This window comes from Caulobacter sp. S45 (assembly GCF_009765965.1).
In the GTDB taxonomy this organism is placed as follows: domain Bacteria; phylum Pseudomonadota; class Alphaproteobacteria; order Caulobacterales; family Caulobacteraceae; genus CAHJWH01.
This window is the reverse complement of the sequence record NZ_LMUL01000014.1, coordinates 2,124,494-2,147,797: the sequence shown is the minus strand read 5'-3', so window position 1 is coordinate 2,147,797 and position 23,304 is coordinate 2,124,494. Positions and strand designations below refer to the sequence as shown.

At 69.6% G+C, this 23,304-nt stretch carries 19 protein-coding genes and 1 tRNA gene; 14 read left to right on the top strand and 6 right to left on the bottom strand.

The window, feature by feature from the left end; translation table 11 throughout:
- The 4 genes from GSQ87_RS22850 to GSQ87_RS17070 all read left to right on the top strand — a co-directional run.
- A partial coding sequence (locus GSQ87_RS22850; RefSeq protein ID WP_254063048.1) for a TIM-barrel domain-containing protein occupies positions 1-850 on the top strand: 850 nt, incomplete at its 5' end.
- A 6-nt stretch (positions 851-856) separates the two neighbouring features.
- A complete protein-coding gene (locus GSQ87_RS17080; protein WP_158916521.1) occupies positions 857-3,064 on the top strand; it encodes a sialidase family protein in 2,208 nt (735 codons plus the stop codon).
- Positions 3,064-4,323: an SGNH/GDSL hydrolase family protein gene (locus tag GSQ87_RS17075; protein ID WP_158916520.1), complete on the top strand. Its 1,260-nt coding sequence runs from the start codon at positions 3,064-3,066 to the stop codon at positions 4,321-4,323. The genes GSQ87_RS17080 and GSQ87_RS17075 overlap by 1 nt, the downstream gene beginning before the upstream one ends.
- Positions 4,320-5,054, top strand: coding sequence for an SDR family oxidoreductase (locus tag GSQ87_RS17070; RefSeq protein ID WP_158916519.1), 735 nt, complete (start codon positions 4,320-4,322; stop codon positions 5,052-5,054). Before GSQ87_RS17075 ends, GSQ87_RS17070 begins: the two co-directional genes overlap by 4 nt.
- A 6-nt stretch (positions 5,055-5,060) precedes the next feature.
- Here the strand turns inward: GSQ87_RS17070 and GSQ87_RS17065 are convergent, their stop codons facing one another.
- Both GSQ87_RS17065 and GSQ87_RS17060 read right to left on the bottom strand, forming a co-directional pair.
- A complete protein-coding gene (locus tag GSQ87_RS17065) occupies positions 5,061-5,912 on the bottom strand; it encodes a fumarylacetoacetate hydrolase family protein (RefSeq protein ID WP_158916518.1) in 852 nt (283 codons plus the stop codon).
- Positions 5,913-6,115: 203 nt separating this feature from the next.
- Positions 6,116-6,205, bottom strand: a tRNA-Ser gene (locus tag GSQ87_RS17060).
- Between the two features lie 161 nt (positions 6,206-6,366).
- Here GSQ87_RS17060 and GSQ87_RS17055 point away from each other — a divergent pair.
- The 4 genes from GSQ87_RS17055 to dapB all read left to right on the top strand — a co-directional run bounded on the left by GSQ87_RS17055 (position 6,367) and on the right by dapB (position 13,374).
- Positions 6,367-9,027: a M1 family metallopeptidase gene (locus tag GSQ87_RS17055; protein WP_158916517.1), complete on the top strand. Its 2,661-nt coding sequence runs from the start codon at positions 6,367-6,369 to the stop codon at positions 9,025-9,027.
- Positions 9,028-9,260: 233 nt separating this feature from the next.
- Positions 9,261-11,165, top strand: a complete 1,905-nt coding sequence (dnaK, locus tag GSQ87_RS17050; protein WP_158916516.1) for a molecular chaperone DnaK — start codon at positions 9,261-9,263, stop codon at positions 11,163-11,165.
- A gap of 147 nt (positions 11,166-11,312) precedes the next feature.
- Positions 11,313-12,509: a molecular chaperone DnaJ gene (gene dnaJ / locus GSQ87_RS17045; RefSeq protein WP_158916515.1), complete on the top strand. Its 1,197-nt coding sequence runs from the start codon at positions 11,313-11,315 to the stop codon at positions 12,507-12,509.
- 82 nt (positions 12,510-12,591) lie between these two features.
- Entirely contained in the window at positions 12,592-13,374 is a 783-nt protein-coding gene (dapB, locus tag GSQ87_RS17040; RefSeq protein ID WP_158916514.1) for a 4-hydroxy-tetrahydrodipicolinate reductase, read from the top strand.
- Here dapB and GSQ87_RS17035 read toward each other — a convergent pair.
- On the bottom strand, positions 13,371-13,841 hold the full coding sequence (locus tag GSQ87_RS17035) for a GNAT family N-acetyltransferase (RefSeq protein WP_158916513.1): 471 nt from the start codon (positions 13,839-13,841) through the stop codon (positions 13,371-13,373). The genes dapB and GSQ87_RS17035 overlap by 4 nt on opposite strands.
- A 106-nt stretch (positions 13,842-13,947) precedes the next feature.
- Positions 13,948-16,011: a transglycosylase domain-containing protein gene (locus GSQ87_RS17030; protein ID WP_158916512.1), complete on the bottom strand. Its 2,064-nt coding sequence runs from the start codon at positions 16,009-16,011 to the stop codon at positions 13,948-13,950.
- 44 nt (positions 16,012-16,055) lie between these two features.
- On the opposite strand from GSQ87_RS17030, the gene GSQ87_RS17025 reads away from it, so the two are divergent.
- From GSQ87_RS17025 to GSQ87_RS17000, 6 genes are all read left to right on the top strand, one after another.
- Positions 16,056-16,538, top strand: a complete 483-nt coding sequence (locus tag GSQ87_RS17025; RefSeq protein ID WP_158916511.1) for a YcgN family cysteine cluster protein — start codon at positions 16,056-16,058, stop codon at positions 16,536-16,538.
- 143 nt (positions 16,539-16,681) lie between these two features.
- Positions 16,682-16,966, top strand: coding sequence for a hypothetical protein (locus GSQ87_RS17020; protein WP_216839367.1), 285 nt, complete (start codon positions 16,682-16,684; stop codon positions 16,964-16,966).
- A gap of 120 nt (positions 16,967-17,086) precedes the next feature.
- Positions 17,087-17,977 (top strand): DnaJ C-terminal domain-containing protein, encoded by an 891-nt coding sequence (locus GSQ87_RS17015; protein ID WP_158916509.1) that lies wholly within the window; start codon positions 17,087-17,089, stop codon positions 17,975-17,977.
- A gap of 105 nt (positions 17,978-18,082) precedes the next feature.
- Positions 18,083-18,661, top strand: coding sequence for a PepSY domain-containing protein (locus GSQ87_RS22960; RefSeq protein WP_158916508.1), 579 nt, complete (start codon positions 18,083-18,085; stop codon positions 18,659-18,661).
- Positions 18,662-18,685: 24 nt separating this feature from the next.
- Positions 18,686-19,366: a response regulator transcription factor gene (locus GSQ87_RS17005; protein WP_158916507.1), complete on the top strand. Its 681-nt coding sequence runs from the start codon at positions 18,686-18,688 to the stop codon at positions 19,364-19,366.
- Positions 19,367-19,376: 10 nt separating this feature from the next.
- Positions 19,377-20,807 (top strand): sensor histidine kinase, encoded by a 1,431-nt coding sequence (locus tag GSQ87_RS17000; protein WP_254063046.1) that lies wholly within the window; start codon positions 19,377-19,379, stop codon positions 20,805-20,807.
- Positions 20,808-20,819: 12 nt separating this feature from the next.
- Here GSQ87_RS17000 and pbpC read toward each other — a convergent pair whose 3' ends face one another.
- Entirely contained in the window at positions 20,820-22,871 is a 2,052-nt protein-coding gene (pbpC, locus tag GSQ87_RS16995; protein ID WP_254063044.1) for a penicillin-binding protein 1C, read from the bottom strand.
- 7 nt (positions 22,872-22,878) lie between these two features.
- The coding region (locus GSQ87_RS16990; protein WP_158916506.1) for a hypothetical protein at positions 22,879-23,304 on the bottom strand (426 nt) is incomplete at its 5' end.

Genomic DNA, 23,304 nt, shown 5'->3' with positions numbered 1-23,304 from the left:
GCCGCCCGGCCTGGATTTCACCGCCTCGGGCCTGGCCTATTGGGGCAACGACATCGGCGGGTGGCAGTACCTGCCCGCGAGCCACCACCCGGCCCACCCGCCCCTGCTCGACCCGTCCGACGCCCGCGACGTGGTCGGCGGCTACGACGACTATCCCGAGCTGTTCACCCGCTGGTTCGAATACGGGACCTTCCTGCCGACCATGCGCGTGCACGGCAGCCGCAAGGATGTGGAGATCTGGGCCTACGGCAAGGCGGCCGAACCGATCCTGGCCAGCTATCTCAAGCTCCGCTATGCGCTGATGCCCTACATCTATTCGCTCGGGCGGCGCACCTACGAGACCGGGGCGCCGTTCATGCGCGCCCTGTTCATGGACTTCCCCGGCGACCCGGCGGTGGCCAATATCGGCGACGAATACATGTTCGGCCCGGCCTTCCTGGTCGCCCCGGTGACCGACCAGGGCGTCACCAGCCGCAAGGTCTACCTGCCGGCCGGGACCGACTGGTACGACTGGTGGAGCAACGCCCGGCTGCATGGCGGCCAGACCGTCACCGCCGCCGCTCCTATCGGTACGCTGCCCTTGTTCGTGCGCGCCGGCGCCATCGTCCCCATGGGTCAGCCGGTGCAGAGCACCGCCGAGCACCAGAAGCTGGCCGCCGTGAAGGTCTATGCGGGCGCGGACGGCGACTTCGCCCTCTACGACGACGACGGCAAGACCTACGCCTACGAGCATGGCGGCGGGGTCACGACCCATCTGCACTGGGACGACGCGGCGGGTCGCCTGTCGCTGAGCGGCGCGCCCAGCCCGGACGGCGATCCGCAACGCTTGCTTCAGGTGATCGGGCGCTGATCGGCGATGAAGCCGCTCCTGTTCGCCCTGTCCGTGGCGCTGGCGGGCTCGCCCGCCGCCGTCCGGCCGCCTTCCCCCGCCTATGTCTGGCGAAGCGTGAAGGTCGGCGGCGGCGGCTTCATCCCGGGCGTGGTGTTCAGCCGCGCCGAGCGGGGCTTGGCCTACGCCCGCTCCGACATGGGCGGCGCCTATCGCTGGGACGCCAAGGCGGGGCGCTGGACACCGCTGGAGGACGCCTTCGCGGAGGGGAGCTGGTTCGGGGTCGAGAGCATCGCCCCCGACCCGGTGGACCCCGATGTGGTCTATGCAGCCGTCGGGGTCTCGCGCCACGCGCCCTCGGCGATCCTGCGCTCGCGCGACCGGGGCGACAGTTGGGACGTGGCCCCCGTCCCCTTCCGCATGGGCGGCAACGAGGACGGCCGAGGTCTCGGCGAGCGGCTGGCGATCGATCCCAACGACACCTCGATCCTCTACTTCGGTTCGCGCTTCGACGGCCTGCAGCGGAGCCTGGACCACGGCCGCACCTGGGCCAAGGTTCAGAGTTTCCCCTGGAAGGGCCTCGGCTCGACCCCGCCGCATTCACCCACGAGGGCGGGGGTCGGCTTCGTGGTGTTCGATCCGTCCAGCGGCGCGCAGGGACAGCGCTCCAGGACCATCATCGCCGGGGTGGCCGACCCGGCCGCCCCGCACCTGATCCGCTCCGACGACGCCGGCGCGACCTGGAAGGCTATACCGGGCGGTCCCGATACGAGCCTGCTCCCGGTGCAGGCCCAGATCGACAACAACGGGATGCTCTACGTCGCCTACAGCGACGCGACGGGACCGAACGGGATCAAGGCCGGGGCGGTGTTCAAACTCGACACCCACACCGGCGCCTGGACCGACATCACCCCCGACAAGGGCGCCGGTCCCGCGCCCGGCTATATGGGCTTGAGCCTGGACCGCAGCCGTCCCGGCGTCCTGGTGGTGGCGACGGTGGACAGCACGCGAAAGGGCGATGTGATCTGGCGTTCGCTGGACGGCGGGCGCACTTGGCGGGACCTGCGCGGCCTCAGCCGGCGCGACGTCTCCGCCACGCCCTTCCTGTTGTGGGGCAAGCGCGAGGCCGACTTCGGCTGGTGGATGGCGGCGCTGGCCATCGACCCGTTCGACCCGGACACGGCGGTCTACACCACCGGCGCGACCCTGTACGCGACCCACGACCTCACCGACGCCGACCGGAGCCGGCCGATCACCTGGAAACCCTGGGTGGAGGGGATCGAGCAGACCGCGGTGATCACCCTGGCCAGTCCGCAACGGGGCCCGCACCTGATCAGCGGGTTCGGCGACATCGGCGGGTTCGTCCACGACCGGCTGGACGCCTCGCCCACCGAGATGTTCCAGAGCCCAATCTTCAACAACACCGACACGCTCGACATCGCCGGTCGCGCCGACGTCGTGGTGCGCAGCGGAATCGCGGCGCACAGTGGAGACGCCACCGTCGCTGTATCGCAGGACCTGGGACGCACCTGGACGCCGCTGCCGACCCCCTCGCCGGTCAAGGGCGCAGCCGTCACCCTCTCGGCGGACGGTGGGACCATCGCGCTGATGACGCCCGTGCCCATGATCACACACGATCTCGGGCGATCCTGGCGCGGCGTCGTAGGTGCACCCACCGCCAGCCGGCTGGTGGCCGACCGTCAGGACGCGCAACGATTCTATGCGCTGGACTTCGACGCCAGCGCCATAGTCGCCAGCCATGACGGCGGTTCGACCTTCATCCGCCTGGCCGCCCATGGCCTGCCGGCGATGAGCGCCCAGCGGCCGACTTCGCCCGAGAGCCCCTGGCCGCTCTACGCCACGCCCGGACGTTCCGGCGACCTTTGGATCACGTCCGCCGACGGCCTGTTCCATTCCACCGACGGCGGCCGGTCGTTCCGGCGGCCGGGCGGCGGCCTGACGGCGGAGGCCCTCGGCTTCGGCAAGCCGCCGCCGCACGGCGCCTACCCCACCCTGTTCGCCATCGGCTCGAAAGGCCGGGAGCGCGCTATCTGGCGTTCGACCGATCGCGGCGCCTCCTGGCTGCGGATCAACGATGCGCGCCACGAATACGGGCGGCGCTTCCGCTCCATCTCGGGCGATCCGAGGGTGTTCGGCCGGGTCTATGTCGGCACGGACGGACGCGGCGTGGTCTATGGCGAACCCTCTTCCCGCACCGATCAGGAGCATGGCTGATGCGCCCCTTCACGGCCCTTCTTGTCGCCGGCGGCCTCGTCCTGGGCGCCCAGACGGCGCAGGCCGCCCCGGTCAAGCCTGCCAACTGGATCACGGCCTACAGTCTGCCGGCCTTTTCCCCCGCCGACACCCGACGCGCGGGGCTGGAACACGACGAAGCCGGCCGCACGATCCGCGAGATGGTCCGGCTGAACACGGCCGGGTCCCGCCTGCGGGTCAAGTTCACCAATGAGACCGGCGAAGCGGCGGTCGCCATCGGCCACGCCCATATCGCCCTGGCCATGCCCAACGGCGACCCGATCCCTGGCTCGGATCGTGAGCTACATTTCGGCGGTCGGGCCGGCCTGACCGTCTCGAGCGGGGCGTCGGCCTACAGCGATCCGGTGGACCTGCCCGTCGCCGCCTTCGGCGATGTCGTGGTGTCGACCTTCTTGCCTGGGCCAAGCCCCGTTCACCTCGGCGGCCATCTGGCCGGGCTCCAGGTCGCCCAAGGCGACGCCACGGCCGCAGCGATCATGCCGGGCGCGATCCAGCAGACGGCGCCCTCCTTCATCTCCCGCATCGACGTGGCGCCGGCGGGGCCTCGCCGGCTGCTGGTGGCGATCGGCGACTCCATCACTGAAGGCGCCGCCTCGACGCCGGGCGCGCACATGAGCTGGCCCGAGCAGTTCGCCCGCCATCTAGCCACGACCCCCACCGGCCGCACCTGGAGCGTCGCGAACGCAGGCATCAGCGGCAATCGCGTCCTGCACGACGGCTCGGGTCCCGCCCTCCTGGCCCGCTTCGACCGGGATGCGCTGGCGCTGCCGGGCGTCTCGGCGGTGATCGTGCTCGAAGGGATCAACGATATCGGGCGGGCCGCCACCGGAGAAGGCGGCGCCCAGCCGGTCAGCGCGTCCGAGCTGATCGCGGCGTTCAAGCGGCTGATCGCCCGGACCCACGCCCACGACGTCCGCATCTATGGCGGGACCATCCTGCCTTACGAGGGGGCCAAGTATTACAGCGCCGGAGGCGAGGCCATCCGCAGCACGGTCAACGCCTGGATTCGCTCGAGCGGCGCCTTCGACGGCGTGATCGACTTCGAGGCCGTGATGCGCGACCCCACTCATCCCACCCGGCTATCCCATGCGGCGGACAGCGGAGACCACCTGCATCCCGGCGACGAGGGCTACAGGCTGATGGCCGACGCCATCGACCCGCTGATGCTTTCCGCCGGCCGCACCCCTCATTCTTATAATCTGCATACGGACAAACCATGACCCTCAACGGCAAGACCGCGCTCGTAACCGCCGCCGCGCAGGGCATCGGCAGGGCGAGCGCGCTCGCCCTCAGCCGGGCCGGCGCCAAGGTGATCGCCACCGACGTCAATCTGGAGAAGCTGGCGGACGTCGGCGCCCAGGGCCTGCGGATCGAGCCCCTCGATGTCAGGAATCCGGACGCCGCGACACGCCTGGTCGAGAGCTTGGGCGGTGTGGATATCCTGTTCAACTGCGCCGGCGCCGTCCACAGCGGCACGATCCTGGACTGTACGGAACAGGAGCTCGACTTCGCCTACGACCTGAACGTCAAGGCCATGGTCCGGATGATCAGGGCGGTGCTGCCCGGCATGCTCGAACGCGGCGACGGGTCGATCATCAACATGTCGTCGGTCGCCGGCAGCGTCACCGGCGTGCCCAACCGGTTCGTGTACGGCGTGACCAAGGCGGCGGTGGTCGGCCTGACCAAGTCGGTGGCCAAGGATTTCGTCGGGCGCGGCGTGCGATGCAACGCCATCTGCCCCGGAACGGTGGAGACCCCGTCGCTGCAGGAACGCATGGGCGAGCAAGGCGACCAGGCCGAGTACGAACGCACCCGCGCCGCCTTCATCGCCCGCCAGCCGATCGGCCGGCTCGGCGCCCCGGAAGAGATCGCCGACCTGGTCGTCTATCTGGCTGGGGCCGGCTACACCACCGGCCAGGTCCACGTCATCGACGGCGGCTGGACGATCTGAGCCGCGTCAGCGGCTCCATTCCACAAAGGTCTGGCCCTGTTCGCCGAGTTTCTCGATGCCCAGCCGCACCCTGTCGCCGGGCTTCAGGTACAACGGCTCGGGCTTGTGGCCCATACCGACGCCCGGCGGCGTGCCGGTGGTGATGATGTCGCCGGGCTCCAGCGTCATGAACTCGCTGAGATAGCTGACCAACTTGGCCACGCCGAAGATCATTGTGGCGGTATTGCCAGTCTGCATGCGCCGGCCGTTCAGCTCCAGCCACATGTCCAGGTTCTGCACGTCGCCCACCTCGTCGCGGGTGACTAGCCAGGGACCGACAGGGCCGAAGGTGTCGCAGCCCTTGCCCTTGTCCCAGGTGCCGCCGCGCTCGATCTGGTATTCGCGCTCGGATACGTCGTCGATCACGCAATAGCCGGCGACATTGTCCAGGGCCTGCGCCTCTTCGACGTAGCGGGCGCGGGTCCCGATCACCACGCCGAGTTCCACCTCCCAGTCGGTCTTCTTCGAACTCCGCGGGATCATCACATCGTCGTTCGGCCCCTGCAGGCAGGTGATGGCCTTCATGAACACCACCGGCTCCGTCGGTAGCGGCAGGTTCGACTCGGCGGCGTGGTCGGCGTAGTTCAGGCCGATGGCGATGAACTTGCGGCTGCCGGCGAACGGCACGCCGTAGCGCACGACCTCGTGCACCGGGGGCAGGCTCGCCGGATCGATAGCGGACAGCCTTGCCAGACCCTCGGGCGACAGCTCGGCCGGACCGATGTCGGCGACATGACCCGACAGGTCGCGCACCACGCCGTGCACATCGACGAGACCGGGCTTTTCCTGTCCGCGGGGACCATAGCGCAGGAGCTTCATCGGGACATCGACCTCAGGTTTTCACGGTAGCGATACCATAGGAACTAGGCGCCGCCTTGCCGAACTTCGGATGCGGCATAATCGAAATATTACCCGGCCTCGCGCCACCGCCAAAGCGCACCTCGATCCGGCGACCGCCAAGCAGACGCGGCCCGCTCGGCAATCCGGAAAGCCGGCGCTCATTTATAAAGTAGGGAGCAGTTTGGCGGAGAGGGTGGGATTCGAACCCACGGTACTCTTGCAAGTACGCCGCATTTCGAGTGCGGTGCTTTCGACCACTCAGCCACCTCTCCAGGTCGCGGCCACTTTCGTGGGCTTGAGCGAGGGCGCGGAACCTATCGGCGGTCCGGGCAAACCGCAAGCCTCCACGGCTGCGACGCAGACGCCGTAACCGCCTATGGCGCAACGGGCGGAATTTCCGTAAGCCGGCCCATTCCCTTCGCAAGGCGTCGTTATGCGATTTCATACCCCGGTTCCGCTTCGCAACACACTGGTCTGCGCCGCTTCAGCGCTCGCACTGGTAGGACTTGCCGCAACGCACAGCCTCGCCGCGCCGGTCGGGGAGCCTGCACACGCAGCGGCGGGGACGCGCCTGACCCTGCCGGACGACGTGGTTCCGGATCATTACGCCATCTCGGTGCGGCCCGACGCCAAGGCCCTGACCTTCACCGGGTCCGTCGCCATCGACATCGATGTGCGGCGTGCGACGCGGACCGTCGTCCTGAACGCAGCCGACATCGCCTTCGCCCGCGTGCGGCTGGACGGCCGGACCGAGACGCCGGCCATCGCGCTCGACCCGGAGCAGCAGACCGCGCGCTTCACCTTCGCCCAGCCCCTCGCGGTGGGTCGCCATCGGCTGGACATCCGTTACAGCGGCAAGATCTACCAGCAGGCGTCCGGGCTGTTCGCGCTGGACTACGACACGCCCCACGGCAAGGCGCGCGGCCTGTTCACCCAGTTCGAGAATTCCGATGCGCGGCGCTTCGTCCCCTCGTTCGACGAGCCGGGCCGCAAGGCCAGCTTCAGCCTGACCACCGTGGTCCCCGCCGGCCAGATGGCGATCTCCAACATGCCCATCGCCTCGAGCGAGGCGCTGCCCGGCGGCCTGAAGCGGGTGCGGTTCGCCCAGACGCCGAAGATGAGCTCGTATCTGCTGTTCTTCGGCCTGGGCGATTTCGAACGAGTGTCGCGGATGGTCGATGGGGTCGACGTCGGCGTGGTGGTCAAGCGGGGCGACACCGCCCAGGCCGGGTTCGCCCTGGATGCGGCCAGCCAGATCCTGCCCTATTACAACAGCTATTTCGGGACCAAGTACCCGCTGCCCAAGCTCGACCTGATCGGCGGGCCGGGCTCGAGCCAGTTCTTCGGGGCGATGGAGAACTGGGGCGCGATCTTCTATTTCGAGCGCGACCTGCTGATCGACCCGCGCATCGCCACCGAGGACGACCGCCAGAACGTCTACATCGTGGTCGCCCACGAGATGGCCCACCAGTGGTTCGGCGACCTGGTGACCATGGGCTGGTGGGACGACCTGTGGCTGAACGAGGGCTTCGCCTCGTGGATGGAGAACAAGGTCGCCGACCACTTCCATCCCGAATGGAAGGTCTGGCTGCAGCAGCTCAATTCCAAGCAGCGCGCCATGGGCGTCGACGCCAAGGACGGCACCCACCCGGTGATCACCCCGATCGACGACGTGTTGCAGGCCTCGGGCGCGTTCGACGACATCACCTACGACAAGGGCGCCTCGGTGATCCGCATGCTGGAGGCCTACACCGGCGAGGACGCCTGGCGGAGCGGCATCCGCAACTATGTCGCCCACCACGCCTACGGCAACGCCGTCACCGACGACCTATGGCGCGAGATCGACGCCGTCAGCCCGAAGAAGATCACCGGGATCGCCCATGACTTCACGCTGCAGGCGGGCGTGCCGATGGTGCGGGTCGACGAAGAATCTTGTCTGGGAGATCGCGTACAGGGCTGGTTCAAACTGACGCCCAGCCAGTTTCTCGCCCCCCCGGCAACCGCGACGGGCCATTGGCGCACTCCGCTGAACATCCAAGGGCCGCAGTATCACCGGAGCCTGGTGCTGAGCACGCCGCTGGCGGACAAGGCCTCCGACTGCACCTCGGTGGTGAACGCCGGGCAGACCAGCTACGTGCGCGCCCTTTACGAAGGCGGGACGGCGGCCCGAATCTCGGACCTATATCCCCGATTGACGCCTGATGATCAGCTGGGCGTGTTGAACGACACCTCAGCGGGGGCGAACGCAGGCTACGTCCCCATGGCCGATTTCATGCGGCTGTCGACAAAGCTGCCGATCGGGGCGGACCCGGTGGTGTGGTCGACCCTGGCGGGTCAGCTCGCCGGCCTGGACCATCTCTACGACGGCCTGTCCGGCCAGGCGAAGTTCCGCACCTACGCCCTGTCGCGGTTAGGCCCTGAGCTGGAGCGGCTGGGCTGGGACGCGAAGCCGAATGATCCGGTGAACACCGCCGCCGAACGGCAGGTGGTGCTGGCGGCGATGGGGCGGATGGGCGACCCCGCCGTGGTGGCCGAGGCGCATCGCCGCTTCGAGACCCTGGCCCGAGGCGAACGGCTCGATCCCGCCACGCGCCGCGCGGTGCTGGCCATCGTCGGGCTCAACGCTGACGCCGCGACCTGGGAAGAGATTCACCAGCTCGCCCGCAAGGCCTCGACCTCGCTGGAGAAAACGGAGTTCTACACCCTGCTCGGCCGGGCGCGCGATCCGGTGCTGGCGCAGCGGGCGCTGGACCTGTCGATCTCGGGCGAGACCGAGCCGACCACCGCGCCGGGGATCATCTCGGCGGTGTCGGGCGCCCATCCCAAGCTGGCGCTGGACTTCGCGGCCGCCCACTGGGCCAAGGTGGAGCCCCTGCTCGATAGCAGCGCGCGGGTCAGCTACGTCACCCGCCTCGCCTCCGGCGCGGTGGACACGGCCACGGCCGACGCCCTGGACGTCTTCGCCCAGGCCCACATCGCCGCCTCCGCGCGGGGCGACGTGCGCAAGGCGCGGGCGCAGATCGAGTATAACGCCAAGGTGCGCGCCGAACGGCTGCCGGAGGTGGACGACTGGCTGGCCAAGCGGGCGGGCTGACCGGAGGACGAACCCAAGCCCTCGCGCCGCAGGGGTTCGGACTTGCGGCGCACGGCGCGGCCCCCATATCGACGCTGGGCCTGGAGACGCGCGCCTCGGCGTGCGAAACGGGACCGGGTGGACGTCGGGAGGCGACCGCCAGAACACGAAATCCAAGGGGACGGACAGGCGCGGCGCTTCTGACAAGGCCGCAACCCTCCGTGGCCGTCCGCCACACTCAGGAGTTGGACTGAATGAGCAAGATTATCGGCATCGACCTCGGCACCACGAACTCATGCGTGGCCGTGATGGACGGCAAGTCCCCCAAGGTCGTGGAGAACGCCGAGGGCGTGCGCACCACGCCGTCGGTCGTGGCCATCCTGGACGACAGCGAGCGCCTGGTCGGCCAGCCCGCCAAGCGCCAGGCCGTGACCAATCCGGGCAACACCTTCTTCGCCATCAAGCGCCTGATCGGCCGCCAGTTCGACGATCCCATGGTGACGAAGGACAAGGGCATGGTGCCCTACGACATCGTCAAGGGCCCGAACGGCGACGCCTGGGTGCGCGCCAACGGCAAGGACTATTCGCCCCAGCAGATCAGCGCCTTCATCCTGCAGAAGATGAAGGAGGCCGCCGAGGCCACCCTCGGCGAGAAGGTCGATCGGGCGGTCATCACCGTCCCGGCCTACTTCAACGACGCCCAGCGCCAGGCCACCAAGGACGCGGGCAAAATCGCCGGCCTGGAAGTGCTGCGCATCATCAACGAGCCGACCGCGGCGGCCCTGGCCTATGGCCTGGACAAGACCGAAGGCAAGAAGATCGCGGTCTATGACCTGGGCGGCGGCACCTTCGACGTCTCCGTGCTGGAGATCGGCGACGGCGTGTTCGAGGTGAAGGCCACCAACGGCGACACCTTCCTGGGCGGCGAGGACTTCGACCTGCGCGTGGTCGACTACCTGGCCGACGAGTTCAAGCGCGAGTCCAGCGTCGACCTGCGCAAGGACAAGCTGGCCCTGCAGCGCCTGAAGGAAGAGGCCGAGAAGGCCAAGAAGGAACTGTCCACCGTCGCCCAGTACGACGTGAACCTGCCCTTCATCTCCATGAACGCCTCGGGTCCGCTGCACCTGAACATCAAGCTCACCCGCGCCAAGCTGGAGAGCTTGGTCGAAGACCTGGTGACCAAGACCATCGGCCCCTGCCAGCAGGCGCTGAAGGATGCGGGCCTGAAGGCCAGCGACATCGACGAAGTGGTGCTGGTCGGCGGCATGACCCGCATGCCCAAGGTGCAGGAGGCGGTGAAGGCCTTCTTCGGACGCGAGCCGCACAAGGGCGTGAACCCCGACGAGGTGGTGGCGCTGGGCGCGGCCATCCAGGCGGGCGTGCTGCAGGGCGACGTCAAGGACGTGCTGCTGCTGGACGTCACCCCGCTGACCCTGGGCATCGAGACCCTGGGCGGGGTGTTCACCCCGCTGATCGAGCGCAACACCACCATCCCGACCAAGCGCTCGCAGACCTTCTCCACGGCCGACGACAACCAGTCCGCGGTGACCATTCGGGTGTTCCAAGGCGAACGGCCGATGGCCCACGACAACAAGATACTCGGTCAGTTCGACCTGATGGGTATCCCGCCCGCGCCGCGCGGCATGCCGCAGATCGAGGTCACCTTCGACATCGACGCCAACGGCATCGTCCACGTCACCGCCAAGGACAAGGCTTCCAACAAGGAGCACTCGATCCGCATCCAGGCCAATGGCGGCCTCTCGGACAGCGACATCGAACAGATGGTGCGCGACGCCGAAAGCAATGCGGCCGACGACAAGAAGCGCAAGGAGCTGGTCGAGGCCCGCAACCACGCCGACGCCCTGATCCACCAGACCGAGAAGTCCGTGGCCGAATATGGCGACAAGGTCTCGGCCGAGGACAAGGCGGCGATCGAGGCGGCCCTGGCCGACCTGACCGCGGCCAAGGACGGCGACGACCAGGAAGCGATCAAGACCAAGACCCAGACCTTGATGCAGGCGTCGATGAAGCTTGGCGAAGCCATGTACAAGGCCCAGCAGGACGCGCCCGCCGATGGCGCGGCCGAGGGGCATGGCTCGGACGACGGCGTGGTGGACGCCGAGTTCGAGGAAGTCGACGGCGGCAAGAAGTCCGCCTGAAGCGCGTGAATTGAGCTAGCGGGGGCCTTCGGCGGCGAGCGATCGCGGCCTGAGGCCCCTGTTGTATCCAGCGTCCACCCTGCTCATCTGTTTCGACGAGATCGGCAGGCCGGTTCGCTCGGCTTCAAGCGGAAGGTCAAACGCGGCATGGCGCGCGACTATTACGAAGTTCTCGAGGTGTCTCGCACCTGCACCGAGGTCGAGCTGAAGTCTGCGTTCCGCAAGGCGGCGATGCAGCACCACCCCGACCGCAATCCCGAAGACGCCCAGGCGGAAGTCCGCTTCAAGGAATGCAACGAGGCCTACTCGGTGCTGTCCGACGCCAACAAGCGCGCCATGTACGACCGCTTCGGCCACGCCGGGGTGAACGGTCAGGGCGGCGGAGGCGGCGGCGCTGGGCAGGGCCAGGGCTTCCAGGACATGGGCGACATCTTCTCGGAGGTGTTCGGTCAGGCGTTCGGCGAGATGTTCAATTCGGGCCGCCGCCCCACCGGACCCGCGCGCGGGCAGGACCTGCGCTACGACGTGGAGATCTCGCTCGAACAGGCCTTCGCCGGCGACGAGCTGGAGGTGCGCTTTCCCACGGTGCAGAGCTGCGAGGTCTGCGACGGTTCCGGCGCCAAGCCCGGCACCCATCCCGCCACGTGCGCCACCTGTGGCGGCGCCGGCCGGGTGCGGGCCCAGCAGGGCTTCTTCGCGGTCGAGCGCACCTGCCCCCGCTGCGGCGGTCGCGGCCAGGTGGTGGCCGATCCCTGCCGCGCCTGCCATGGCGCCGGCCAGGTCCGCATGGAACGCACCCTGTCGGTGCGCGCGCCGGCCGGCATCGACGACGGCGCCCGCATCCGTGTCGCCGGCGAAGGCGACGCAGGCGCGCGCGGCGGCCCTCGGGGCGATCTCTACATCTTCGTCTCGGTGCGCGCCCACGAGCTGTTCGAGCGCGACGGGCTGGACCTGCACTGCCACGTGCCGGTGCCGATGTGCACCGCAGCGCTGGGCGGCGAGATCGAAGCCCCCTGCCTCAACGCCGGGCCCACGCCCTGCGAGGGGGACTGCAAGGTGAAGGTCAAGGTGCCGGAGGGCGCCCAGACCGGACGCACCGTCCGGCTCAAGGGCAAGGGCATGCCCGCGCTGCGCGGCCGCGACCGGGGCGACCTGATCGTCGAGCTGTACGTGGAGACGCCCACCAACCTCACCGTCCGCCAGAAGGAGCTGATGCGCGAGCTGAACGAAAGCTGCGCCGGACCCTCGACCGCCGAGCATCATCACCCCCGCCACGCCGGCTTCTTCTCCAAGGCGCGCAAGTTTTGGGGCGGCCTGACCGGGACGGAGGAGTCGCGGGCGTAAGCCGGCCGGCTCTCAGTTCCGTCAAGGCCGGGATGACGGGGACGGATGGTCATCGTTCCTATCGGGCGCTAGGACTTCGCTCATGAACGACACCCCTCCTCTCCGCATCGCCGTGGCCGGCGCGCTGGGCCGCATGGGACAGGCGGTGGCCGGCGCCGTGGGCATGCGAGAGGGCGCGATCCTTTCCGCCCTGTTCGACCGCCCCGACGCCGCCGACGACAGCCTGGTTCGCCGCGAGGCTGCCCTGGCCCAGGCCGACGTGATCATCGACTTCACCACCGCCGCCGCCTCGGTCGAACTCGCCTGCCTCTGCGCCGAGCGGGGCGGACCGGCCCTGGTGATCGGCTCGACCGGGTTCATGCCCGACGACGAGCGGGTCCTGGCCGAGGCGGCGACTCAGATCCCGATCCTGCGATCGGGCAACTTCTCGCTCGGCGTGAACATGCTGCTGGGCCTGGTGCGCCGCGCCGCCCGCGTCCTGCCGGCCGCCACCTACGACATCGAGGTGCTGGAAACCCACCACCACCGCAAGATCGACGCGCCTTCGGGCACCGCCCTGATGCTGGGCCAGGCCGCCGCCGAAGGACGCGGCGTGGCCCTGGACGACACCGCCGTGCGGGGGCGCGACGGGATCACCGGCGAGCGGCGCACGGGCGACATCGGTTTCGCGGTGATCCGGGGCGGGGGGATCATCGGCGAGCACAGCGTGCTGTTCGCCGCCGAGGACGAGGTGCTCACCCTGTCCCATAACGCCTTGGACCGGGGCCTGTTCGCGCGCGGGGCGGTGGCCGCCGCCGTCTGGCTCTCCGGCCGGCCGGCGGGGCTCTACGACATGCAGGACATGCTGGGCTTCGACCGCGACTAGGGCAGCGGCTGGGACATGACGAAGGCGTCCACGTAGCCAAGCGTGGGATGGCGGAACGCCAGCGGCAGGCGGCCGACGATCTCGAAGCCCAGGCTCTTCCACAAACGCACCGCGCGTTCGTTGGTGCTGATCACGAAGTTGAACTGCATCGACCTGAATCCCAGCTCGCGGGCGCGGGTCATGGAGTGCTCGCACATGGAGCGGGCGATCCCCCGCCCGGTCGCCCCGACCGCGGTCGCATAGCCGGCGTTGGCCACGTGCGCGCCGCCGCCGAGCTGGTTGGCGCGCAGGAAATAGGTTCCGACCACCTCGCCGTCGACCTCGGCGACAAAAGTCTCGTGGCCCGGATTGGCCCAGAAGGCGATCGCGTCGGGCGCGTCCATGTCGCGGGGCAAAGCGTAGGATTCGCCGGCGCGGATGATCGGCTCCAGCACCCGCCAGATCGCCGCGTGGTCCTGAGGTTGCATGAGCCTGATCAACACGTGCCGTAAACCCTCGAACCGGATCGTCTCCAGCCGATATGGCTGCATCCCGCCGTGACCATCGTCAGGGCGCCGACAGCCAAGGCCCGCTTCACGGCCGCGGTCCCGGTTCGCCGGCGGCCTGACCGAAGTCGTCCGCCAGACCGGAATAGAAGGACTCGCGCGAATTCGCGGGCGGCGGCTTGGGCGGAGGTGTGGAGGGGCCGGGTTGTTCGGGACCCGTGGAAGGCGCGTCGGGCTCGTCGGTCTCGTCCATATGGTCGGCGAGCGGGGCGATGGGAGCCTGGGGGGCGGTGGTCTCGAGCACCGGCGGGAAGTCGTGGACGGGCGTGTCCGCATGAGCGGCCAGCATGAAGCGGCGCCAGATCTCGGCCGGCAGTTCGCCGCCCGCCACCTTGGCCATGGGACGGGAGCGGTCGTCGCCGACCCAGACGCCCGCGATCCAGTCCGGCGTGAAGCCCACGAACCAGGCGTCGCGCCAGGTCTGGCTGGTGCCGGTCTTGCCGGCGGCGGGGCGGCCGATGTCGGCCTTGCGCCCAGTGCCGTGGGCGATAACGCCCTGCATCATCTTCACCATCAGCCGGTTGTGGGCCTGATCGTAGACCTGCTGGGGCGGCACGTCGGGCCGTTTGTAGAGCACGTCGCCGTGAGCGTTGATGATGGTTTCGATCAGATAGGGCTCGGGATGACGGCCGTCCTGCTGGAACACCTGGTAGCCCGAGACCAGGTCGAGCAGATCGACCTCGTAGGCGCCCAGCCCGATCGACAGGTTGGGCTTGGCCGGGATCATGCTCAGGCCGAACCGCTGGGCCAGGGCCGCCACCTTGTCGGCGCCGACCTGGTGGGTCAGCTTCACCGCCACCGTGTTGATCGAACGGGCGAGCGCATCGGCCACCGTCACCGAGCCGGAATAATGGCCGCCATAGTTGCCGGGCGACCAACCGTGGAAGTTGACCGGGGCGTCGTTGCGGACATCGCCCGGCTGCACACCGGCTTCCAGCGCCGCCGCGTAGACGAACGGTTTGAAGGCCGAGCCCGGCTGGCGCATCGCCTGGGTGGCGCGGTTGAAGGCGCTGGCGCGATGGTCCTTGCCGCCGACAAGCGCCCGGATGGCGCCATCTGGGGACAGGGCCACCAATGCGGCCTGGGTCGCGCCCTGGCGCGCACCTTGGGCCACGCCCTCGCGCACCGCCTGCGCCGCCACGGCCTGGAGCTTGGGGTCCACCGTCAGCCGCACGATCAGGTCGGGCGCGCCATCGTGGGCGAGGTCGCGGGCGCGCGAGGCCGCCAGGTCCAGCACATAGCCGAAATCGCCCTCGGCGGCCTTTTCGGGGGCGAGCTTGGGCGGGGCGGCGATGGCCGCCTGGCGCTGGGCGTCGGTGATCCAGCCGTCCTGGCGCATCTGGCCCAGGATGATGCGCGAGCGGGCCAGGGCCGCATCCAGGTCGTTGGCCGGGTCCAAACGGGACGGCGCCTTGGGCAGGGCCGCCAGCAGGGCGGCTTCCGACAGGGTCAAGGTCCGGGCCGACTTGCCGAAATAGGTCTGGGCCGCCGCCTCCACCCCATAGGCGCCGTCGCCGAAATAGATGCGGTTAAGATAGAGTTCCAGGATCTCGTCCTTGGACAAGGTCCCTTCGATCCGCCACGCCAGCGCGGCCTCCTGCAGCTTGCGCTTCCAGGTCTGGTCGGAGCTAAGGAAGATGTTGCGCACCACCTGTTGGGTGATGGTGGAGCCGCCCTGCACCACATGACGCGCATTGACGTCGGCCCAGGCGGCGCGGCCGACGCCCTCCAGGTCCACGCCATGGTGGGCGTAGAAACGCCGGTCCTCCGCCGCCAGGAAGGCGCGCGGCAGGTAGGCGGGCATATCGCCCAGGACCACCACCTGGCCATGACGCGGTCCCCGCACCGCCAGCATCGCGCCGTCCTTGTCCAGGAAGGTGACGCCCGGCGGCCGGTTCAGCGACCACAGGGCCGCCTTGTCGGGGGTTGGCGGCAGATCGGCGAAGACCAGCTTCCAGCCGGACAGCATGCCCAGGCCCAGAACCAGCAGCAGGGCCAGCCCGATCGCCGCCAAACCGCGCGTGCGGCGGGTGAGGCGGCGCCGGCGGCCCTGGGCGAGATCGACGCGGATAGGGGGAGGATTCGAAGTCACAGGCGCGAGCTTAAGCTTAAGTCCCTACATTGGGGTTGAGAGCCATGTCCGATCCCATCGCAAAACCCGACCGCCCGTTCTGGGAAACCACGCCGCTGGCCGAGATGACCTCCCAGGAGTGGGAGAGCCTCTGCGACGGCTGCGGACGCTGCTGCCTGGTGCGGTTCGAAGATGAGGACACCAGCGAGATCATCCCCACCCGCATCTCCTGCCGCCTGCTGAACACCGAGACCTGCGCCTGTAGCAACTATCCCCGCCGCCGCCGCTACGTCCCCGACTGCATCAAGTTGACCCCCGACAAGATCGAGGAGCTGACCTGGATGCCGCGCTCCTGCGCCTACCGCCGCCTGTATGAGGGGCGGGGATTGGCGAGCTGGCATCCCTTGGTGAGCGGCGATCCCGAGAGCGTCCATCGCGCCGGCGTCAGCGTCCGCGGGCAGGTGGTTTCGGAAACCGCTCTGGCCGATGTGGAGGACGCCATCGACTTCCCCGCCTACGACCTGATGGACGAGCCGCCGGAGGACTGACCCCCTAGTTAATGTTGCTTACTGGACACAAATCTGGAAGCTTCGCAATATCGTAAAGCTTTCCTGAACCCGAACGGCGTTTACTCGTTATCCAGTTAAGTCCCCGCGACGTAACGTCGCAATTTGAGGCTTGGAGATGGAAGATGACCCTCCCGCAGCTTTCAGTCGTTCCGGCTGTTACTGAGACGCCGGCCGCGCGCGCAAACCGGCTTATGACCGAGGCCAGGCAAGCCGCCAGCGAACAGATCACCGCTTTGGAAGAAGCCCTGCTGACCGCCGTGCACCTCTCCGCGGAGATCGCGGAAGGCGGCGAGGCCTATCCCGTGGGCGTACGCGACCTCTGCCGGCGGCTAGCCGAAGATGTGGGTCATCGCGCCCAGACCCTCGACGCGCTGCTCCAGCACAGCGGATCGCCTAAGCGGAAGTAAAACCACCAGCGCTGTTGCGATTTTGCAACAACGCCCCTTGCCCGGAAACCAGGATCGCCTAAGTCTTGCACGCCGCGCCCGAACACCGGACGCGGGACCTCCTCACGGTGTGGACTGTAAGTGGCGCAAGACCTTTATTCCGAGCTGGGCGTCGATCGGTCGGCCAGCGCAGACGACGTGCGCAAGGCCTTCCGCAAGCTGGCCAAGACCCTGCACCCGGATCAGAATCCCAACGACAAGGCGGCCGAGGAACGCTTCAAGCGCCTGAGCGCAGCGTTCGACATCCTGGGCGATGTGGAAAAGCGCGCCAAGTACGATCGGGGCGAGATCGACGGCGATGGACGCGAAGTGCATCGCGGCTTCCCGGGCGGAAACGGCGGCGGCTTTCCCGGTCACGGCGGCGGTTTCGAAGGCGTCGATGTCGACGAGATCTTCGGCGGCATGTTCTCAGGGCGGGCTCGGGGCGGACGCGGCTTCGCCATGCGTGGCTCTGATGTCCAGGCGAGGCTGGATGTCGATCTGGAGGAGACGATCAAGGGCGCCACACGCCGGATCTCCTTCCAAGATGGCCGTACGTTGGATGTCACCATCCCCAAGGGCGCGGTCAACGGCCAGACGCTGCGACTGCGCGGCCAGGGTTATCCTGGCCGGGGTGGCGGGCCGACCGGCGACGCCCTGATCGAACTGGCGATCCGTCCGCACCCGGTGTTCCGCATCGAGGGGGCGGACCTGCACATGGACCTGCCCGTCTCCGTCCCCGACGCCGTGCTGGGGGCCAAGGTGGACGCGCCCACGCCGGACGGGACCGTGGCGCTGACGGTGCCCCGCCATTCCAATTCCGGGGCGGTGCTGAGGCTTCGCGGTCGGGGCGGATACGACGGCGGCGGCGCCAAGCGCGGCGACCTGTTCGCCCGCCTCGTCGTCACCCTGCCTGAGCGGATCGATCCGGAGTTGGAGCAGATCGCCGAGACCTGGCGAAAGGATCATCCCTACGCGCCGGGGCGCCGTTGAGACACGGTTTGGGTTCACGCTTTTCGTCTTTGACATCCCGAGTCCTCAAACGCGGCCCATAGGCTGTTCAGGGGACGTTCAGTCCGCCACCGGCAGAAGAGGCCGATGATTTCGCGTTTCATGGCTCTCCTCGCGGCGATCGCGCTGCTGGCCGCCGGCGTTCAGCCGGTATCGGCCCAGGGGCGCCATGGCGGCGGGGGCGGCGGTCGTGGCGGCGGCGGCATGTTTCACGGCGGGGGCGGTCCTCCACGCGGGGGTGGGCGCGGACCTGGCTTTGGCGGCGGCTCGGGACCCGGACGGGGCTATTTTCCAGGCGGCGGCTGGCGAGGCGGCCCGGGGGCTTATCCTGGGGGCTATCCGGGGCCCGGCGGTCGCTGGCCCGATGAGCCGCCGCCGCCCTACCGCGGTCCGCGCGCGCCGAACTCGCTGGACCAGCAGGGCTGGGGCGCCCAGCAGGACGAGGTGCGCCGCGCCGTGCGCGAGGGCCGCCACATCCCGTTGAGCCAGGCCATCGCCACCGTGCGCAGTCGCGCGCCCGGCCGCGAGCTGGACGCCGGCCTTGAACCTGGACCGAACGGCCATGCGGTGTACCGTCTGCGCTGGGCTGGCCAGAACGGGCGCCGGACCGATTACCTGGTGGACGCTGTCACCGGGCGTATCATCGGCGCGGTCGGCGGCCCCTAACCCTACTGGCTCCAAGGAGCGAAGATGCGCGTACTGCTGGTCGAAGACGACCCCGACCTGTCCCGTCAGCTCAAGCAGGCCCTGGCCGACGCCGGCTATGCGGTGGACTACGCCCCCGACGGCGAGGAGGCGCAATTCCTGGGCGAGACGGAGCCCTACGACGCGGTGGTGCTGGACCTGGGTCTGCCCAAGACCGACGGGGTGACGGTGCTGGAGCGCTGGCGCAAGGGCGGCATGGCCGCGCCGGTGCTGATCCTGACCGCGCGCGGGGCTTGGAGCGAGAAGGTCGCCGGGTTCGACGCCGGGGCCGACGACTATCTGACCAAGCCCTTCCACACCGAGGAGCTGCTGGCCCGGCTGAGGGCCCTGATGCGCCGCGCCGCCGGCCACGCCCAGGCGGCGCTGGAATGCGGGGCGCTGCGGCTGGACCCGCGTGCGGCGCGGGCGGCGGTGGACGGCGAGCCCCTGCGCCTGACCTCGCTGGAATACCGCCTGCTGCACTATCTGATGATGCATCAAGGCCGGGTGATCAGCCGCACTGAGCTGGTCGAGCACCTGTACGACCAGGACTTCGACCGCGACAGCAACACTATCGAGGTGTTCGTCGGCCGGCTGCGCAAGAAGATCGGCCCCGACCGGATCGAGACGGTGCGCGGTCTCGGCTACCGCCTGCTGCCGCTGGCGGGCGAGGCGCCGGCTGTGTGAGGCGGCGCGCTTGAGATTATCCCTGCGCCGCACCCCGGCCATCGCCAAGGCGGCGCCCGGGTTCGGCAGCCGCTCACTGGTCGCCCGGCTGATCGCGCTGGCCTCGATCTGGAGCCTGCTGTTGCTGGCCGCCATAGGGATCGCGTTGACCGCCTTCTTCCATCACGCCGCCACCAGCCGGTTCAACTACGACCTGACCGTCCTGGCTAACGACCTGTATGCGGGCGCGGGCGTAGATGCGGGCGGCCAGATCACCGCCCCGTCCCTGGGTGGCGACTTCCGGCGCGCCTATTCCGGCGCCTACTGGCAGATCGCCGACCTGCCCAAGGGCGGACGGCCCATAGCGATCGCCCGCTCCCGCTCGCTGTGGGACCAGGTGCTGAACGTCGCCCCGCCGACCCTGGCCATGCTCCAGGCTAAGCCGGGCCAGCTCTTCTACTACGACACCCTGGGGCCGGCGCAGGACGGGCGTGAGCCCCTGAGAGCGAGCGCCCTGCTCGCCTTCCTGCCAGGCCATGCCGCGCCGGTGCTGTTCGTCGCCGCCCAGAACCGCGCCGCGCTGGACCGCGACGTGCGCCGCTTCGGCTGGGCCACGGCCGCGGCCATGGCGATCCTGGGCGTCGGGTTGGTCGGGGTGGTGTTCATCCAGGTCCGCGTCGGCCTGAACCCGCTGTTCGCCATGGGCCGCGAGATCGCCGAGGTGCGCAAGGGCCGCGCCCAGCGCCTCACCCGCCCCTATCCTTCGGAGCTGGCGCCGCTGGCCAACGAGCTGAACGCCCTGCTCGACCATAACCAGGAGGTGGTGGAGCGCCAGCGCACCCATGTCGGCAATCTGGCCCATGCGCTGAAGACGCCGATCTCGGTCCTGCTGACCGAAGCGGTCCGCACCCCGGGCCCGTTGTCGGAGATGGTGACGCGCCAGGCCGAGACCATGCGCCACCAGGTCGAGCACCACCTGCGCCGGGCGCGCGCGGCGGCCCGCTCGCAGGGCTCGGGCGAGCGGACGCCGGTGGCCGAGGTGCTGGACGAGATCGTGCGCACCCTCGAGCGGATCTTCCGCGCTCGCGAGGTGATGATCGACTGGGAGGCGGGCGAGGACCTGCTGTTCCTGGGCGAGCGCCAGGACCTCCAGGAGCTGGCGGGCAACGTGCTGGAGAACGCCTGCAAATTCTGCCGCAGCCGGGTGCGGGCCGAGGCCGAACCGCTGAGCGCCACTCGCTGGCGGCTGACGGTGGAAGACGACGGGCCGGGCCTGCCGCCGGACCAGCGCCTGGCGATGCTGAAGCGCGGTGAACGGCTGGACGAAAATGCGCCGGGGTCGGGCCTTGGACTCTCCATCGTCGACGAGTTGGCGCGCGCCTACGGGGGTTCGCTGACCTTGTCGGAGTCGCGGTTCGGCGGGCTGCGTGTCGACCTGGAGCTGCCACGGGCGGAAACCTGAAGGCCGCCCGCGTTACCGCTCGACCTGCACCCGCGCCACGACGCGGCGCTGTTCCGCGTCCACCGCCTCCAGGCGATAGAAGCCGGGTCCGCGCGGACGCCACAGGGTCTGGCCGGTGACGGCGTCATAAGGGATGGGCGCGCCGTCGACGTACCAACGCACCTCGCGACCTCGCGCGATCAGCACCATGCCTGGTCCCTTCGGCCCGAATCCGTCGAGCTGCAACCGCGCTCCGTTGGGCGGGAACACCAGGCGCGGCGGCAGATCATCCTCGCCCGCCATCTGCTGCAGGGCGGGTGGCGCGGTGTGCAGATCCTCCGGCGGAGCGGAGGCGGCGCCGGACTGCAGCAGGTCGAACACCTCGAACAGCAGCGGTAGGGAGGCCTCGCGCCCGGTCAGCCCCGAGCGTGCGCCGCCGTCCGGCCGACCGGTCCAGGCGATCACCACGTAGCCGCCGCCGACTCCCGCCGCCACCGCATCGCGGAAACCATAGGAAGTGCCGGTCTTGAACGCCACCTTGACCCGGCCCTCGCCAATCAGGGGCGAGGCGCGGCCGATGGGAGGGACGGTCTGGCGCAGGATGTCGAGCACCTGGGCGGCGGCGTCGGCCCGCACCAGCCGCGCGCCGGGCTCGCGCGGCCGGGCGTCGGCTTCGGCCTCGGTCCAGGCCAGGGGCTTGGCGATCCCGCCGTCGTCCAGCGCCGCATAAAGCAGCGCCACGTCGCGCAGCTTCACCCCCTCCCCACCCAGCGCCAGGGCCAGGCTGGGCGCGGCCAGCGCCGCCTTGGGCCGCACCATGTTCACACCTACCGCGCGCAGACGCTGCTCGAACGCGCTCGGTCCCACCGCGGCCAGCATGTGGATCGCCGGCACGTTGAGGGAATCCTGCAGAGCCTGGCGTGCGGTGACCTGGCCGTGGAAGCTGCGGTCGAAGTCCCTGGGCCGGTAGGCGCCGTAGACCGCCGGCGCATCGTTCAGCTTCGTATCGGGCGCCGCCAGTCCGGACTCGAACGCCATGGCGTAGATGAACGGCTTCAGCGCCGAGCCCGGCGAGCGCAGCGCGCGGGTGATGTCGATCCAGCCGCCGGGCCGGTCCAACCCCGCCGATCCCACCGCCGCGCGCACGGCACGGGTCTTCACGTCCACCACCAGGATCGCCGCCGAGCTGGAGACGCCTTGCGCCTCGGCCGTGCGCCGCGCCATCGCCTCCAGCCGCGCCTGCAGCCCGGCGTCTAGCGTGGTGACGACATTGGGCTGGTCGGGCTGGGCCCGGCGGGCGAGCTGGCCCGCCACCTGCCAGGCCAGGGCCGGCAGGAGCTGGCGATGGGGCAGAGGGTCGGCCTCGGCCACGGCGCGCGCCTCAGGCGAGATCAGGTGCGCCGTCTGCAGCCGCGCCAGGATGCGCGAGCGCGCCTTGCGAGCGGCCACAGGATGACGGTCGGGACGGCGGCCCTCGGGCGCCTGGGGCAGGGCGATCAGCAGGGCCTGCTCGGCGTCGCTCAGGCTGGACGGCTCATGGCCGAACCAGGCCAGCGAAGCCGCGCGCACCCCCTCCAGGTTGCCGCCATAGGGGGTCAGGGTCAGGTAGTCGGCCAGCACCCGCCGCTTGCCAAGCATGGCGTCGAGCTGAAAGGCGCGGACGGTCTCGATCAGCTTGGCTGTAAAGGTGCGCGGCCGAGGATCGAGCCGGCGGGCCAGCTGCATGGTCAGGGTCGAGCCGCCCGAGCGGATGCGTCCCGACCTCAGGTCCCCCGCCGCCGCCCTGAGCGCCGCCAGCGGGTCGACCCCCGGATGCAGGTAGAAGCGGGCGTCCTCCAGCGCCACCAGGCGGCGGACAAACAGGGGGTCGATCCGCTCCAGGTCCGCACGCAGCCGCCAGCGGCCCTGGTCGGCCGGCAAGGCCCGCAACCAGGCGCCGTGCCGGTCCAGCACCACCGGCGAGGCGCGTTGCACCCGCTCCAGCGGCGGCGGGAAGGCCAGGGCCAACCCCGCCACGACCACCTCCGCCGCCATCAGCCCGCACAGGCCGACCGTGGAGGCGGCGAGCCAATTCCACCGCTTCACCCGCACGTCACTGGGCGGGCTGGATCTTCACCCGGCGCGCGCCCGTGCGGGCGGTGACCGCCGGCTTGTACATGTCGCCGGCGGTGGCGCCCGGCAGGAAGAAGTCGCCCGGCGTCACCGCCCGCGCCACATAGGCGAAAGCGAAGCTCTTGTTCCCCGGCAGGGTGAAGGCGGCGACATAGCGGTCGTCGCGCCTCTCCTGCACCGAGGCCTGGGTCAATGCGCCAAGGAAGGCGAACGGTCCCTTGGCCTTGGAACGGTCTTCCGAGCCGACGGTGTTGTCGGCGTCCGCCGCCGTGTCGCCGTCGTCGGGCGTCAGGGTGCTGTCGATCTCGAAGCCGGCGGGCAGGGCGTCGTCCACCACCGTCATCATGGCGCGGCCCTGCTGAGAAGTCCCGCTGAGCCGGATCACCACTCGCGCGCCCTGGGTCAG

Bases quoted from the DNA above. Each gene is read 5' to 3' on its own strand.
- GSQ87_RS17080 (WP_158916521.1), top strand. From the start codon at position 857: ATGAAGCCGCTCCTGTTCGCCCTGTCCGTGGCGCTGGCGGGCTCGCCC.
- GSQ87_RS17075 (WP_158916520.1), top strand. From the start codon at position 3,064: ATGCGCCCCTTCACGGCCCTTCTTGTCGCCGGCGGCCTCGTCCTGGGC.
- GSQ87_RS17070 (WP_158916519.1), top strand. From the start codon at position 4,320: ATGACCCTCAACGGCAAGACCGCGCTCGTAACCGCCGCCGCGCAGGGC.
- GSQ87_RS17065 (WP_158916518.1), bottom strand. From the start codon at position 5,912: ATGAAGCTCCTGCGCTATGGTCCCCGCGGACAGGAAAAGCCCGGTCTC.
- GSQ87_RS17055 (WP_158916517.1), top strand. From the start codon at position 6,367: ATGCGATTTCATACCCCGGTTCCGCTTCGCAACACACTGGTCTGCGCC.
- dnaK (WP_158916516.1), top strand. From the start codon at position 9,261: ATGAGCAAGATTATCGGCATCGACCTCGGCACCACGAACTCATGCGTG.
- dnaJ (WP_158916515.1), top strand. From the start codon at position 11,313: ATGGCGCGCGACTATTACGAAGTTCTCGAGGTGTCTCGCACCTGCACC.
- dapB (WP_158916514.1), top strand. From the start codon at position 12,592: ATGAACGACACCCCTCCTCTCCGCATCGCCGTGGCCGGCGCGCTGGGC.
- GSQ87_RS17035 (WP_158916513.1), bottom strand. From the start codon at position 13,841: ATGCAACCTCAGGACCACGCGGCGATCTGGCGGGTGCTGGAGCCGATC.
- GSQ87_RS17025 (WP_158916511.1), top strand. From the start codon at position 16,056: ATGTCCGATCCCATCGCAAAACCCGACCGCCCGTTCTGGGAAACCACG.
- GSQ87_RS17020 (WP_216839367.1), top strand. From the start codon at position 16,682: ATGACCCTCCCGCAGCTTTCAGTCGTTCCGGCTGTTACTGAGACGCCG.
- GSQ87_RS22960 (WP_158916508.1), top strand. From the start codon at position 18,083: ATGATTTCGCGTTTCATGGCTCTCCTCGCGGCGATCGCGCTGCTGGCC.
- GSQ87_RS17005 (WP_158916507.1), top strand. From the start codon at position 18,686: ATGCGCGTACTGCTGGTCGAAGACGACCCCGACCTGTCCCGTCAGCTC.